Genomic DNA, 15,910 nt, shown 5'->3' on the forward strand with positions numbered 1-15,910 from the left:
AAGTGCAGATGCAATACTTCAAGCAAGGTCAATGTTGTCATTCTTTTATAATGAATTAACTATCAGCTCATAAATAGTCAGGATTATCTATGTCACAAGCGCTACCATCCGACCCTATATTGGTTTTTGATATCGAGACTGTCGCCGATGTCGATGCAGCACGCCGTATCTATCCGCAATTGGCCGATCTTAACGATGCGGATGCGTTAAGTGCGCTGACAGCGATACGTACACAAGAGGCAGGGCACGACTTTATGCGCTTGCCACTACAGCGCATCGTCTGTATCTCAGCTCTGTATATCAAGGATGGGAAGTTATCGCTATTTTCTTTGACTGCCGATAAATTTAGTGAAAAAGAAATCCTAGCCAAATTCTTTAGAGCATTTAACGACATTGAGACACTGCCGCAACTTATTAGCTGGAATGGCTCAGGCTTTGACATACCTGTACTGATATATCGTGCCATGCAATATGATTTGTCAGCACCATGGCTGTTCGAAGAAGGCGAGCGTATTAAAAATATGCGCTTTGATAACTATGTTAATCGTTTTCATACACGTCATCTAGACTTGATGGATCGGTTTAGCCAGTACGGTGCTAGTCGCCGCGAAGCCATGGATATCGTCGCAAGTCTGTACGGATTACCCGGTAAAACTGACGTGGATGGAAGCATGGTTGGCGCGCTTGTTAGTAGCGGTGATTGGCAGACCCTATCTATATACTGTGAGTCTGATGTGATGAATACTTGGCTTATTTATTTACGCTGGTTACGTCTAACAGGACAGTTGTCTTCACAAGATTTTGATGCTTGGCAGCAGCAGAGCTATGACTATCTGGCAAAGTATACCCAAGCTGACGGTAGTCCGCGACATCAAGAGTTTATCGCTGACTGGTCATCGGCACCCAAATTATAGAATTCGCATTATTAGTAGTTTTTATTCCCCTCTTCTAGTTATTTATTATTAAGGCAGGTTTATGCAACCCACCGATTCAAAAACATCTACAGCATCTGATATGGCAGCACAAAACAGTAACGTTCAAACGAATGAAGCTCAAACAAACGACACCCAAACGATTGTCATTCCGCCGAGTAAGAAAAAATCAAAGCCGTCATCAAAGACACGTCGTCGTCTAAAAGATGCAGAGCCAATTCCGTTTAATATTGATGGCTTATCACATGATGGTCGCGGTGTTGCTGTGTATGGTAATGGTTTTGACGTTGCGGAAGGTCATGCTGAAGACAAACACGGCAAAAAGATCTTTGTTAGCTTTGCTCTACCAGGTGAAAGCGCTTTAGTAAAAATAACCAACAGCCGTGCTAGCTTTGAAGAAGGCGATGCCATTAGTATCACTGCCAACCCAAACCCTGAACGTGCTGTACCACCCTGCCCGCATTTCGGTACTTGCGGTGGTTGCAACTTGCAGCACTGGCAGCCAGATGGTCAAATAAACTTTAAACAGTCAGTACTGGCTGAAATGCTAATGCACCAAGCCAACGCGGAACCTGACAATTGGCTCCCACCTGTGGTCGGCGATCGTCTTGGTTATCGTACCAAAGCACGTTTGGGCGTGCGTTATGTTGTCAAAAAAGAAACCGCGCTTGTCGGCTTTCGTGAGCGTTCAAGCAACTTCTTGGCAGAGCTAAATGAATGTCATATCCTAGATCCGCGTATTGGGTTTGAGATTGAAAACCTAAAAACACTTATTAGCACTTTAGAGAGTCGTGACAAGATTGCTCAGCTTGAGCTTGCAATGGGTGAGCAACTGCCAGAACTACCTGATGGCAATCAGCCAGTTGCCCTCATCGTACGTAATTTAGAACCGTTGTCAGACGCTGATATAGACAAACTAAAAGTGTTTTTCGCAGCGCGTAATTGGCAGCTATATTTGCAGTCGAAAGGCATTGATAGCATCCAACGTATTGCTTTGACAGACGCTGATGATTTGAACGAGCAATTTGGGCGTTTATATTATCAATTGCCAGAGTATGACCTGACTTTTGAATTTATCCCTACTGACTTTACTCAAGTAAATCTATCGGTCAACCGTCAGATGACCAAGCTTGCCTGTGACTTATTGGATTTAAAAGCAGGCGAACGCGTACTAGATTTATTCAGTGGTTTGGGTAACTTTAGTTTGCCACTAGCGCGTCTCGTTGGCGAGACAGGCTCAGTAGTCGGTGTCGAAGGCAGTGAGGCCATGACCGCACGTGCTGCTGACAACGCTCGTCGCAACGGTATCAACAATACTGAGTTTTATAGTCAAGATTTGACTCAAGACTGTACTGATAAGCCATGGGCCAACCAAGGTTTTGATGCACTTTTGATTGATCCACCGCGCTCTGGTGCTTGGGAGATTATGCAATATTTGCCAAAATTTAATGCTGAGCGCATTGTTTATGTCTCTTGTAATCCAGCGACCCTTGCCCGTGATACAAAAGCATTGTTAGAACAAGGCTATCGTCTGACTCATGCTGGCGTGATGGATATGTTCTGCCATACGGGTCATGTTGAATCTATCGCTCGCTTCGAAAAAGTAGCAGTTTAACGTTATTAATTTTCAAAAATGATTGATAGCTAGAAATGACTGATAGTTGAACCTGATTAAAGAGACATTTAAGCGTTATTACAATTATCTAAGATAACTCAAAGCTTTGATAAGTTTGTGCTAATAAATAGCCATTATTTAGCGTAATTGACCACAGCCGTACAGAGGCTCGCTTGATTTGTCACTTTAAAATGAGATAATAGTAAACAATCTTCCTATGTTTTTGATGATGTTTCCAATCGCTACATAGCAAGCATTTGCACTCATAGCTTTATATATTTTACGCGCATTTTATAGCTGCTAAAAATAACATTTTTAGCAGTTGTATTGGTTTATAGCTGACGCTTTATGGATCGTTAATTCAGAGTGTGTGCATAGTAGATGAGGTTATAATCAATTCAAAATAGCTAAGAGGAGTCGGCTATGGTAAAAATTCGTGAAGGATTACCGCTGGTGGATGGACAGACCACGCAGGCCGATAGTGCAACACTTGCGGCGCAACTGGTGGCGAGCCAACGCTCTCACCAGTCAGCCAATAGCTATGCCCAAATTCCCCTCGACATCAAATACCAGTTGGCAACCCACAAGCTACATACTACTTTTGATCGCTCAGCTGCACACACTTATCATTTGCATGACCCTCACACTGAAGACGAGTATTTGGATGATACCAATGCGCTATCAAACGATGAGCTTGAGGCGGTCGACTTAGACCACCACGCCAACATCGACGTACCTACTTGGCTAGATAATGTGGCCAAGCGTATTGGACAAGAGTCAGTACCCAACCTAAGTGCAGCTTGCGAGTTTATTCGCAGTCATATGAATACCAGTGAATCTGAGCGTTCAGGTGCTTATGTGACCGGTATTGGTATGACTGATATTTTGACCTATCTTTATCAAGATGAAGACGCATTGGTCGCGGCCATGCTGTATCGCAGTGCGCGCAAATCAATTATTAGTCTCGCTGAAGTGGAAAAAAACTTTGGTCCAGATATTTTGACGCTTGTTAAAGATACCCTTGCAATGGGTAAGCTGTCGGAGATTATTGAGAGCAACAAACGCTTAGAAGATCATTTCGTCAATAATCAACGTGATCAGCTATCAAATATTTATAGCATGCTCATCTCTGTTACTAACGATGTGCGTGTGGTACTCATCAAATTGGCAGAGCGTACTTTCGCCATGCGTGAATTGACTTTTTCTAGGCCAGAGCGTCAAACGCGTGTCGCACGTGAAGTCATGACTATTTATGCGCCATTAGCCCATCGTTTAGGTATTGCACAGCTAAAATGGGAGCTCGAAGATTTAGCTTTCCGTTATCTTGCGCCTGACCGCTATAAAGAAATTGCTAAGCTGCTGTCAGAAAAACGTAGCGAACGTGAGTCCTATATTCAGCGCGTACAAGACAAGCTAAATGAATCATTAGCAGATGCCAGTATCGAAGGCGAAGTATCTGGGCGCGTCAAACATATCTACTCTATTTATCGAAAAATGAAGCTCAAAGGCTTATCGTTCGATCAGCTTTATGACATTCGCGCCTTACGTGTGCTGGTCAATAGCCCTTCTGACTGTTATCACGTTTTAGGCCTAGTACATGGCTTATGGCGTTATATTCCTGAGCAGTTTGATGACTATATTACTAACCCTAAGTCCAATGGTTATCGCTCGCTACATACTGCTGTAATTGCGGAAAATAAGTCACTAGAAGTCCAGATTCGTACTCATGAAATGCACTTTGAGGCCGAGCTTGGCATGTGTGCGCACGTTAATTACAAAGAAGGTCTAAAGAACAAGAAAGACAATTATCTGAATCAAAGAATCAGCTCATTGCGTCAATTATTATCTATCAATAATGAGCCACGCTCAGCTGTGGTAGCGGGCGAAGAGATAGACGATATTGAGTTTGACGAAGAAGAGCAACTCGTTGATTTTGATGAGCTAGAACGTATTTATATCTTTAGCCGTGATGGTGATATTACTGAGCTACCAAAAGGCGCGACCGTTCTCGATTTTGCCTACTATGTGCATACTCAAGTTGGCAACCGTGCGCAGGCAGCCCGCGTCAATCAGCGTTATGTGCCACTGACCTATCAGTTGAAAACAGGTGAGCAAGTTGAGATTATTACTAAGGCATCGCGTGAGCCCAATCGTGATTGGTTGGTAGCCTCGTTAGGTTATATTCATACCAATCGCGCCCGTTCAAAACTGCGCCAGTGGTTCAATAAGCAAGACCGTGATAAGAATATTGAAATAGGTCGCCAAATGCTCAGTAAAGAGCTTGAGCGCCTATCTGTTCATCCTAATAGTATTGATCTGAACGACTATATTCAGCATTTTCATGTCAATACGACCGACGATATTATTGTAGGGCTGGTGACAGGTGATATTGGCCTTAATCAGTTAACCAGTCATATCTCTCGTCAGCTACACCTTGAACCTGAGATACCACCAGAGAACTTTGTACCTCATGTAGATAACAGAGATACAGGTAAGCTCGATGCGTATAAAATCCATATCGATGGTTTGGATAATATCGAAATCAATTTGGCAGGTTGTTGTCATCCTGTGCATGGCGAACCGATAGCTGGCTACATCACTTTATCGCGTGGCGTTAGCGTGCATAATCGAGGCTGCCCAGAGTACTTACGTCTGGTCGAGCGCGATCCTGAGCGCAAGATAGAAGCCGCTTGGCAAGTACAGACGGGGCGTTATCAGCCTGTTGATATTCATGTCGAAGCATATGACAGACGCGGTTTGCTACGTGATTTGACACAGATAATTGATAAAGAAAACGTCAATATTCGCCAAGTTCAAACGTTAAGTAATGACGACAATATTGCTTTTTTAAAGTTCCATATTGAAGTCTCAGGCTTAGCACATCTATCTAAGCTGCTCGCAAAATTAGAACAGCAACATGGTATTTTACACGCACGCCGTGCAGTCGTGTAAATAAAACCTTAAGCCAGTTGTTGTTTATTCCATAATAGAGTTGTTAAAAAATACTATGCCTGAATTACCTGAAGTAGAAACTACTAAAGCCAGTCTTGCTCCATTATTTGGGCAACAGGTCGTTGATGTTAAAGTATTTCAACCAAAGCTGCGATGGATGATGCCAGATAACTTAGACGAGCTGGTTAATTACACATTGGAGAGTGTCGAGCGCCGAGCAAAGTATTTGATTCTTAATTTTCTGCCAGTAGCTGCACAGAATAACGCTCCCATGTCAGCCAGCAAAGTGGAACCGCGTCAGCTTCTCATTCACTTAGGAATGTCAGGTAGCTTACAGCAGCACAGCTACGGTACTGATAAGCGTAAACATGATCATCTGGTCGTCGTTTTTAACGATACTGCTAATAAAAAATCTCAGCTACACTACTATGATCCAAGACGTTTTGGTTCAGTACTATGGCATGAAGATTACGGTAGTAAACTACTAGATCATCTGGGGCCTGAGCCGCTTTCAAAAGATTTTACCGCAGACTATTTATACAGCTTAATTCAACGTATTGATTTATCTAGTCAAGATAGCAATGGGTCATCGTCAGATAATACTAAAACGAATAAGCGACTAAAACCCATCTCCCGAGCGATTAAATCTGTCATCATGGAACAAGAAGTCGTGGTTGGTGTTGGCAATATCTATGCGACTGAAAGTCTGTATTTATCCGGCATCCACCCTGCCACACCAGCCAATCAAATTTCATACGATCAGATTGTCATTTTAGTGAATCATATTAAAGAAATTTTAAAGAAAGCGATTAAATTAGGCGGTTCGACACTACGAGATTTCACAGTCGCCAGTGGTCAAACTGGTTATTTTCAGCAAACCTTAAATGTGTATGGTAGACAAGGCGAAAGCTGTCTGCATTGCAGCACGACATTAGAAAACATCAAACTTACTGGTAGAGCCAGTGTTTATTGTCCAAACTGTCAGTCATTAAAATAGCTAATACCTAATATCCGCTTACTTGTGCTTCGTTTAGATTAAATAAAGATGATATATGGACAGAGTATTTACTCTAAAAGAATTAAATATTGCCAAAGCTATAACTAGATTGTTCTCATTTTTGTTGCTTATTAGCGCGCATCTTGCTTTAATAGTGCTAGCGCTTACATAAATAGTGCGTATCATTTATTTTTCTGTAATATTTAGCCTAACTATTGTTGCCGCAAGATTCCTGTGTGGAAATAGCAGCAGCCATTAATCATACTATTATGAGTTTCAGGATATCGTTATGACTGTTAAAGCAAAAACTCAACGCACAGTTAAGCAGAGATTTTTTACTGTATTGGCAACTCTAGGATTGGTAGCTGCGACTATTCAGCCTACTTTTGCAGCTATAGAAATTGATGAAACTGATTTTGGTCCTTCATACGAAACGATGGTAGTTGATACGATTGTTGGCAAGCCACTGCAACTTGTAAATGCTGTAGCTGGTACAGCAGCTTATATCGTAAGCCTACCTTTCTCACTTATTGGTGGTAATGCAGATCAAGCACAGCAGAAGCTATTTGTTGAACCTTGGGATGCGATGGGACGCTGTCTAGGCTGTACAGTTGCAGAAGACAACTATTACAAATCTCAAATCGTTGATAATAACGTGGTACGTATCGTTGTCGATCAACCATCAGAGATTCTGATTAACACTAATGATTATGTAGTGGTCACTCCATAACAATTTGCTTTTAATAGGCGCGTTAAATAGTTCACAAAAATGACTGTGACTATTTCATAGGAAAAAGGCTAACGGGAAGTTAGCCTTTTTTGTTATCAACGAATTGATAATTTATTTCGTAATACGGGTATTACTTAATTTGGCACTGATTTCACGTAGCAACTTCACTTCCTCTGATGGCTCTGCTACTGTTTCTTCAATAACCTCCTCTACCTCTTCAGCACGGCGCATTTTATTGACACCTCTAACCATCATAAAGATGATGAAAGCTAAAATTAAGAAGTTAATAAGTACGGTAATAAAACTACCATAAGCCAATACAGGAACGCCTGCTTCTTTGAGTGCATCATAAGTCGTAGCAATACCGTCAGGTGCATCGCCTAAAACTAGGAACATGTTTTCAAAATTAATCTCGCCGCCAAAAATAAAAGCGACAATCGGCATAATAATATCATCTACCAAAGATTTTGTGATGGTAGCAAAAGCCCCGCCGATGATGACACCGACTGCCAAATCCATTACATTACCCTTGACAGCGAACTCTTTGAACTCTGAAACCATACTCATTGTTTTTTCCTCAAAATTTATCTATAAGCAAATAGATATTTATATAATAAGTGTCACATCTAGCTTTCATGTTAATAATTGAATACATTAATGCCACTATTCATTCTGTCTGTATTTTTCCAAGATTACAACACAAAAAAAAGCAGTATAAAGTGAACCACTAATAGCTCACCTTATACTGCTCATTTTTTGAATCACTTAGTGCCAGTAAAACTACTGACACTAAGTGTTTGCGTCAAACATCAATACTATGAATCACTAAGTAACTCACTTATTGATATTAAGCACCTTTTTTACCACGGCCGTGACGTTTACGCTCACTTTCAGTCAAGTAGCGTTTACGAATACGTACCGCTTTTGGTGTTACTTCGACTAGCTCATCGTCTTGAATAAATTCAAGCGCTTGCTCAAGAGTGAACTTCACTGCTGGCGTCAACGTCAATGCTTCGTCAGTACCACTAGCACGTACGTTAGTTAACTGTTTAGCAGTCGTTGGGTTAACAGTCATATCATCGTTACGAGAGTTAAGACCAACAATCATACCTTCATAAACTTCAAGCTGTGGTTCAGCAAACAACTTACCGCGTTTCTGTAGGTTAAATAGAGCAAAACCTAGGCAAGTACCATTTGCCATAGAAACCAATACGCCATTAGAACGACCACCAACATCACCGATCTTCTGTGGACCGTAATGTGAGAAGCTCGAGGTCATAATACCACTACCTGAAGTCAGGGTTAGGAACTCAGAACGGAAACCGATCAAGCCACGCGCTGGTATGGTTGCCTCAATACGCATACGGCCTTTACCGTCCAGCTCCATGTTAGTCATCTCGCCTTTGCGTAGACCAACTTGCTCCATGATAGAACCTTGATGCTCTTCTTCGATATCGAAGACAACGTTTTCATACGGCTCTTGTAGCTTACCATCAACTTCTTTAACGATAACTTCTGGACCAGAAACACCTAGCTCAAAACCTTCACGGCGCATGTTTTCGATAAGTACTGATAAATGAAGCTCACCACGACCTGATACTTTAAATTTGTCAGGAGACTCAGTGTCTTCTACACGTAATGCTACGTTATGAATCAACTCACGCTCAAGACGCTCACGAATGTTACGTGAAGTCACAAACTTACCTTCACGACCAGCAAATGGTGAATTGTTTACTTGGAAGTTCATAGATACTGTAGGTTGATCTACCGTTAGTGCTGGTAGTGCTTCAACGTTGTTAGGATCACAAATAGTATCAGAGATGTTTAACGCATCGATACCTGTGATACAAACGATATCACCGGCTTGTGCATCTTCAACGTCAATACGATCAAGACCATGATAACCCATAATTTTTAGGATACGGCCGTTACGCGTTTTGCCATGCTTATCAATGACAGTCACTGGCGTGTTAAGTTTGACTTTACCACGTTGAATACGACCAATACCGATTACACCAACAAAGCTGTTGTAGTCAAGGCTTGAGATTTGCATACGGAACGGAGCGTCAGCATCAACCTGTGGAGGCTGAACAACATCAACGATAGTTTTGAACAATGGCGTCATATCATCAGCTAAATCATCTGCTTCTAGACCTGCAATACCGTTCAATGCTGAAGCATAAACAACTGGGAAATCAAGCTGCTCATCGTTTGCACCTAGGTTGTCAAACAAATCAAAGATTTGATCCATTACCCAATCAGGACGTGAGCCAGGACGATCGATTTTGTTAATAACAACGATCGGCTTTAGACCTTGTTCGAATGCTTTTTGCGTCACAAAACGAGTCTGAGGCATTGGGCCATCAACAGCGTCAACAACTAAAAGTACGCAGTCAACCATAGACATTACACGCTCAACTTCACCACCGAAATCGGCGTGACCTGGGGTATCAACAATGTTGATACGGTATTCAGTTTCTGAAGTTTTATCTGTCCAGCGGATAGCTGTGTTTTTAGCCAAAATGGTAATACCACGTTCTTGCTCAATATCACCTGAGTCCATTGCACGCTCAGCAATGTTTGCACGGTCGCCAAAAGTACCAGACTGATGTAATAACTTATCAACCAAAGTTGTCTTACCGTGGTCAACGTGGGCAATAATTGCAATGTTACGCAGGTGTTTGATATCGTTCGCCATATAAAATGCTCGTTTCGTCTTAAAAAAATGCAGTAGCAGTAAGCGCTGCTGAATAAACTTTCATCATCAATCAGATAGATATTGAATCTAAGATGACGCAGAAAAGAATGCTATCAAATAAAAAAGTTCAATACAATCAAATATCTATACTGACGAATTCATCATACAGATTGCTATGCTAATGTACATACTGTTAATTTACAGAATGTTTGGGTGGCTAGTATAACATTATTGATTCATAAATTTATGTAATAACTCACTTTTCTCAATACATAAATAAAAAAAAGCCACCCATTGGGTGGCTTTTTTTGTAACTGTATATTTAACTATACGGTTATTTTGCTAATGCTTATTGAACAACCATATCTTTAGTTTGTTCAACAGTCATTGTTTTGTCACCAGTGATGATGGCATAAACACGACGGTTCATAGCACGACCTTCTTCAGTGTCGTTTGAAGCGATTGGGTTGTCATAACCATAGCCTACAGTTGATAGACGGTTTGGAGCAATACCGAATTCGTTAGTTAGCATAGATTTAACGGCAACGGCACGAGCTTCAGATAGACGTTGGTTATAACGTGCTGAAGGACCAGTCTTAGAAGCATGACCTTCTACACGAGCGGTAGAGTTAGGATATTCACGCATCTTCTCTGCTACTTTAGCGATTTCTGGCTTGTACTGGTTTTTGATAGCTGACTTGTCGTTATCAAAGAATACACGTAGTTCCATTTTCAGTTCGTCAGTAATGTCTACTGGTACTGGGCAACCGCGCTCATCAACTACAACATTCATTGGAGTGCCTGGGCATGCATCGATGCTATCAGGTACGCCATCACCGTCAGAATCAAGATCAGCTTCAACAACGACTACTGGAGTGTTGTCAACTACTGGCTCTTGCATAGGTGGTACTGCTACTGTAGGTGCTAAATGGCCACCTAGTACTACTTCTAGACCGGCCAAAGCCAGGCCTTCCCACCAGTTGTTATCAAAGTTATGAATCGCACGAGCTTCACCACGTAAGCTTAGCGCATCATTGATGCGATACATAGCACCTAAACCTAGGTTACCGATAGTGTCTTTAGTTCCACTAACTTTATCACCTGATGAGTCTTTAATCTCAAGTTTAGATTGACCAGCACCAACTAATACATAAGGTTTAAATGCATTATCTGTATAACCAGTAAACTCTTCAGTACCGATTAAGAAGTTACCAGAGATAGTTTCTTGTTCTGCATCAAAGTTATCAGAACCATCTTGGCGAATAGCGTCAGTATCTGACACGCCGTACTCTACTTGAAACTGAGTAGAAGGAGTAAGTTCGATACCTAGTGCTGCACCAGTATAAAGACCATCTTCTTTGTAATAGCTATCACCATTGCCGCTATAATCTTTTAACAAGTCAGCTTGATCGTCATCAGCACCTTCGCTGTAATGATAACCTAGTAATAATGGACTGATAGTAACACCAGCATTAGCTGCTAAAGGAGCCGCTGTTACAGCGAACAGAGCTAGAGCGATTTTATTCAATTTCATGGACTTCCTCCAAAGGATAATTTTAGTGATGCATTAAGCAAAACCGATTCTCAAGACGTACTAAGATAGACATCTCTTACGCATTTTAAGTTACAAAGCAAAACCAATTAAGGAGTAGCTTAGCGATTATTAATTCAGTTTACAACTTTTTTCGTTAACGAGCTACACATTATTACACGATAATGTTGTAACCAAAACACAATAAACCGTCTAAGTTACCCAGAACTAACACACCTTACGCTTCTTATCTTTTACACCTCAGTTTGCGATAGATGAATAGTCCATTGATAGCTATTTTCTTGAAGTATTTTATTACAATTGGAATTTTTTCTCTATTGCTAATGTCGTTCTTTCACTAATTGAAACATTTTTTGACAGTCGCTATATATTACATATATATTGTAAAAAACCAATATTCCTCTGAAAATCAAGTGATTAGGTGTTATATGTGCTTTATATACAGTGGAATAAGAGAAATTTTAAAGAATTTGGACAATTGGTTTGCTTAAAAGATAGTCAACACAAGGATGTGTGATACGTTGTTTTTTACTTGAATGACAAACAGCTATAGGATGTAGCGCATTATGAACTTACTTAGTAAGGTACTGGCCCATTATAAGAGAATAGTCATTTTTACCTTTTGTTTACCTATTTGTAGAAAAGGCAGGTATGGAATTGATAATTTCTTAGCTATTGCATCTAGGTTATTTAATAAACTATTGAAGTTAGTCAGTTATAGGAAATCATCCCTTCAAAATAATAATATTTCAAACGCCAAACAATCAGACGGCTTCACTCTCGTTGAGCTAACTGTGACGACAATGGTATTAGGAATTATTGCAGCTATTGCGGCGCCAAGTATCTTAACGCACTTAGCACGAATGGAAGCCCAAAGGGTCAAGCATCAATTAGAGAACACCTTATCCTTAGCAAAGGCCGAAAGTTATATAAGTCGGCAGGATGTCTTGGTTTGTTTATCGAATGATGCACAGCAGTGCCATAGGAACAGTGATAAAACGCTTCTGCTATTCGTAGATAAAAATAACAACAAGCATTTTGATTCTCAAGTAGATACCTTATTAACTCAGCAATCTTTAGACCTAAAATATAGTACAGTGAAGTTAAGAGTTGGCGGTAGGCGCCACTATACTAAATTTTGGGGTGACAGCGGCAGACCGCGAGGACACTTCGGCCATATAAAATACTGCCCTACCTCTTCTTATAACAAGTCAATGTACCAAATCTCTTTTAACCAATCCGGTATCGTCAAACATAAACTTAACGTAGACCATCCTACGAAATGTAATGGGTAATGGATGCCATATATGCAAAACTATTTATACATGGCCTCTTTCATCATTGTCACAGCGCTCTCCAGTCCTACAAACACCGCATCTGCAATAAGTGCGTGACCAATATTTAACTCATATATACCATCAATCTTTGCAATGGAATTAACATTGTCACACGTTAAGCCATGACCCGCGTTAACAAGCAATTTATCGTCTAGGCTCTGTGCTGTAGCTACTGCTTGTTCAAGTCTTTTAAGTTCAGCCAACTGTACGTCAGTATCATTTGCTAAGCCTGCTTCGGCATAAGCACCAGTATGCAACTCTATTGCGTCTGCACCACACTCTATCGCGGCTGCAATCTGCTTGTCATCAGGATCAATAAACAAAGAAACCTTAATATTATAATCTTGCAGTTTATAAACATACTCTTTTAGAGACGTGACTTGCCCTGCAACATCAAGACCACCTTCTGTCGTTAACTCTGCCCGCTTTTCAGGTACTAGACATACCCAAAAAGGTTTAACTTCGCAGGCAATTGCAAGCATCTCATCCGTTGCTGCCATCTCTAGATTCATTCTCGTCGACAACTGCCCCGCCATTTCATAAACATCTGCATCTTGTATATGACGACGATCTTCACGTAAATGTATAGTGATACCATCTGCTCCTGCCTTTTCGCACAATAATGCAGCAGCCAAAGGACTTGGATAACTCACACCGCGCGCTTGACGCAATGTTGCCACGTGATCAATATTCACGCCTAACAAAGGTTTTTTTGAATTGTTTTCAGATGAGGTAGATACAGAGATACTCATAAAAAATCCTTTGGGCAATTAAGCCTAACTTATATAGTTGATACTACGATGATATTTGAGAATGCAGTTATTGATAACGCTGCTGTTGCTGCCATAACAGACGGCTTTGTAGCGGCTGATAATCAAGCAAATGATCAATAAGATGTCTATGTAGCTTTGACCAATGGCTCAGCGTCTGCTCAGTAATACCTAAACGTGCCATTTCTATGATATCCGCACCCTTAAAAACAGTCTGTCCAGACTCACTGGCTAAATGCTCAGACTCTTCATTATGTACTAATATAGGGAGCAAACCTATGTCCGGTAAAAAGCGGTAAGTATAATCAGACTCGATGGGGTCCTCAATGTTGTCATGCGTTAACGTTAAAGTGAATCCTAACTCGGTAAATAGATATTGCTCAAACTGACGTAGACAGAGACGAAGCTCGCTATTACTTAAGGGCTGCTTGAGTTGTTGTAGACTGATTTGATAATGCTGCCACAGTACTGGCATTGGATCTTCAGTAGGTAATAGCCGCCACAGAATCTCGTTTATATATAGTGCAGCATACTGATGTTGGCCGCTGATATTGGCGTAAGGTACGGCTTCTAAGACAGCAGATGTACTATCTTTTTGAACACTGTCTTTTTGAGCGCTATCAGCTTGAGTATTATCTTGCGAAGCAATATTAATTTGACTAAAGGTTTTTAGATCACGTTTACCAGTAGCAAAAAGCTGTAAAGGCATAAATAGCGGCGCGCCTTTTTTCCCAACACCATGTATCACACCATGTTGTTGAGAAAAAAGATAATACAAAGCGCGTTTTTCCTGATAAGGACGCTGATGCAACAAATACCCGACGAGCGCTTCATTACGCATTTTTTATTACCTAAATAGCTAAAAGGCAGGCAGTATTTTTGAAGCGTTCGTTTTTAACCGCTATCAATAACCCAAACTGGTCAACGCACGCTCGTCATCGGACCAACCACGTTTCACTTTGACCCACAGCGTTAACATTATTTTTTTACCGAATAACTGCTCCATATCTTTACGAGCATCCATACCAACTTGTTTGATACGCTGGCCTTTATCACCGATAACGATGGCTTTTTGACCACCACGTTCAACATAGATAGTCGCATCGATGAAAGTACAAGCTTTGCGTGGACGCCCTGTTTTTGGATCAGTATGTGCAGGTTCGTCTTTAAACTCATCAATCTGTACCGTTAAATCATAGGGTACTTCATCGCCTGCACTACGCATGATTTTTTCGCGAATAATTTCACTGGCCAAAAATCGCTCAGAGCGATCAGTGATTTGCTCTGTATCATAAATAGGCGCAGCAACTGGTAAATGTGAGGCAATCACTTCTTGCAAACGATCTAAGTTCTGATTTTTTAGTGCAGATACAGGAACGATATCAGCAAAATCGAAACTATCGTTAAAAGTTTCGATAAGTGGTAGCACGCTGCCTTTATCTTTTAGAGTATCTGACTTATTGATAACCAATACGACTGTTAGATTGGTCTCACCGAGCTTCTGCAAGGTCAATAAATCATCGTCACGCCATTGATCTGAATCAACAACAAACAATACTAAGTCTACATCTACTAACGCCGATACTGCCGCTTTATTCATACGTTCATTGATAGCACGTACTTCGTTACGGTGAATACCTGGTGTATCAACAAACACCGCTTGCATTTCATGGTTTGACAAAATGCCATGAATACGATGACGGGTAGTTTGCGGTTTACGTGAGGTGATAGACAGCTTTTGACCTAATAAGTGGTTCATCAAAGTTGACTTGCCCACATTTGGACGTCCAACAATGGCCACATAACCTGCTCTAAAATCATCAGCCATACGTGCGTTGCCACTTGGCGCAAAAAATTCTTCAATAGCCATATCATTGTCTAATGCAATACCTTCTGCATCAATACCATGAGTCTCTTCAGTAACTTCGATATTATTTTGGCTTAAATCAATATCTGTGTTTTCACCCAAATTCTGGGTGCTGTCTTCATTGTTTGATGGCAAATCAGTATGATTGCTCATAAATTAATCCTATAGGGTTTGTGACTAGCCGAACAGTCTTTAATGGTAAATTTATTTAGTCATCATTAAAAACGGGCTAGAAACATTTAAAGTTTTAAAATAAATAATATGTGAGGTAATTTTAATATATGTTTTGCAAGCTATAAACCAATCTAAGCTAATACTCTGCATCTAAAAATGCATTAATAGACATAGGCTATACACGTTTTTTGGCAGATCCTGGCAATTTATACCCCACTCTCAACTTCGAAAGTGATTGAAAAAAGAAGAGCACCTCACTAATCTATTGTTTTCGACCAAGAATACA

The 15,910-nt window shown here is 40.8% G+C and carries 12 protein-coding genes; 6 read left to right on the forward strand and 6 right to left on the reverse strand.

Translation table 11 applies throughout. The features are described from left to right. The first annotated feature begins 89 nt into the window (after nucleotides 1-89). From I3249_RS09755 to I3249_RS09775, 5 genes are all read left to right on the forward strand, one after another. Nucleotides 90-914 carry a 3'-5' exonuclease gene (locus I3249_RS09755; RefSeq protein WP_238069797.1) on the forward strand — a complete coding sequence of 275 codons (825 nt, stop codon included), beginning with the start codon at nucleotides 90-92 and terminating at the stop codon, nucleotides 912-914. A 61-nt stretch (nucleotides 915-975) separates the two neighbouring features. Next, nucleotides 976-2,547 carry a 23S rRNA (uracil(1939)-C(5))-methyltransferase RlmD gene (gene rlmD / locus I3249_RS09760; protein ID WP_238069799.1) on the forward strand — a complete coding sequence of 524 codons (1,572 nt, stop codon included), beginning with the start codon at nucleotides 976-978 and terminating at the stop codon, nucleotides 2,545-2,547. Between the two features lie 423 nt (nucleotides 2,548-2,970). Beyond that, nucleotides 2,971-5,499: a bifunctional (p)ppGpp synthetase/guanosine-3',5'-bis(diphosphate) 3'-pyrophosphohydrolase gene (locus I3249_RS09765; protein ID WP_238069800.1), complete on the forward strand. Its 2,529-nt coding sequence runs from the start codon at nucleotides 2,971-2,973 to the stop codon at nucleotides 5,497-5,499. Nucleotides 5,500-5,554: 55 nt separating this feature from the next. Beyond that, nucleotides 5,555-6,496 (forward strand): bifunctional DNA-formamidopyrimidine glycosylase/DNA-(apurinic or apyrimidinic site) lyase, encoded by a 942-nt coding sequence (mutM, locus tag I3249_RS09770; RefSeq protein ID WP_238069801.1) that lies wholly within the window; start codon nucleotides 5,555-5,557, stop codon nucleotides 6,494-6,496. Nucleotides 6,497-6,785: 289 nt separating this feature from the next. Then, nucleotides 6,786-7,226, forward strand: a complete 441-nt coding sequence (locus tag I3249_RS09775) for a hypothetical protein (protein WP_238069802.1) — start codon at nucleotides 6,786-6,788, stop codon at nucleotides 7,224-7,226. Between the two features lie 111 nt (nucleotides 7,227-7,337). On the opposite strand, the gene mscL is transcribed toward I3249_RS09775, so the two are convergent. The 3 genes from mscL to I3249_RS09790 form a co-directional block, all read right to left on the reverse strand. After that, nucleotides 7,338-7,793: a large conductance mechanosensitive channel protein MscL gene (mscL, locus tag I3249_RS09780; RefSeq protein WP_238069803.1), complete on the reverse strand. Its 456-nt coding sequence runs from the start codon at nucleotides 7,791-7,793 to the stop codon at nucleotides 7,338-7,340. A gap of 280 nt (nucleotides 7,794-8,073) precedes the next feature. Then, nucleotides 8,074-9,924, reverse strand: a complete 1,851-nt coding sequence (typA, locus tag I3249_RS09785) for a translational GTPase TypA (protein WP_057758402.1) — start codon at nucleotides 9,922-9,924, stop codon at nucleotides 8,074-8,076. Nucleotides 9,925-10,273: 349 nt separating this feature from the next. Further along, the gene (locus I3249_RS09790) at nucleotides 10,274-11,458 is read right to left on the reverse strand and encodes an OmpA family protein (protein WP_238069804.1); all 1,185 of its coding nucleotides are present in this window, start codon (nucleotides 11,456-11,458) and stop codon (nucleotides 10,274-10,276) included. A 584-nt stretch (nucleotides 11,459-12,042) separates the two neighbouring features. Between I3249_RS09790 and I3249_RS09795 the strand changes: the two genes are divergently transcribed. Next, complete coding sequence (locus I3249_RS09795) at nucleotides 12,043-12,771, forward strand: GspH/FimT family pseudopilin (protein WP_238069805.1); 729 nt, start codon at nucleotides 12,043-12,045, stop codon at nucleotides 12,769-12,771. 20 nt (nucleotides 12,772-12,791) lie between these two features. On the opposite strand, the gene I3249_RS09800 is transcribed toward I3249_RS09795, so the two are convergent. The 3 genes from I3249_RS09800 to era all read right to left on the reverse strand — a co-directional run bounded on the left by I3249_RS09800 (nucleotide 12,792) and on the right by era (nucleotide 15,453). After that, entirely contained in the window at nucleotides 12,792-13,565 is a 774-nt protein-coding gene (locus I3249_RS09800; RefSeq protein WP_238069806.1) for a pyridoxine 5'-phosphate synthase, read from the reverse strand. A gap of 67 nt (nucleotides 13,566-13,632) precedes the next feature. Then, the gene (locus I3249_RS09805) at nucleotides 13,633-14,424 is read right to left on the reverse strand and encodes a DNA repair protein RecO C-terminal domain-containing protein (RefSeq protein ID WP_238069807.1); all 792 of its coding nucleotides are present in this window, start codon (nucleotides 14,422-14,424) and stop codon (nucleotides 13,633-13,635) included. 63 nt (nucleotides 14,425-14,487) lie between these two features. Beyond that, nucleotides 14,488-15,453: a GTPase Era gene (gene era, locus I3249_RS09810; RefSeq protein ID WP_057762330.1), complete on the reverse strand. Its 966-nt coding sequence runs from the start codon at nucleotides 15,451-15,453 to the stop codon at nucleotides 14,488-14,490. Between the last annotated feature and the right edge of the window lie 457 nt (nucleotides 15,454-15,910).

The organism is Psychrobacter sp. Ps1 (assembly GCF_022129425.1).
Classification (GTDB): Bacteria; Pseudomonadota; Gammaproteobacteria; order Pseudomonadales; family Moraxellaceae; genus Psychrobacter.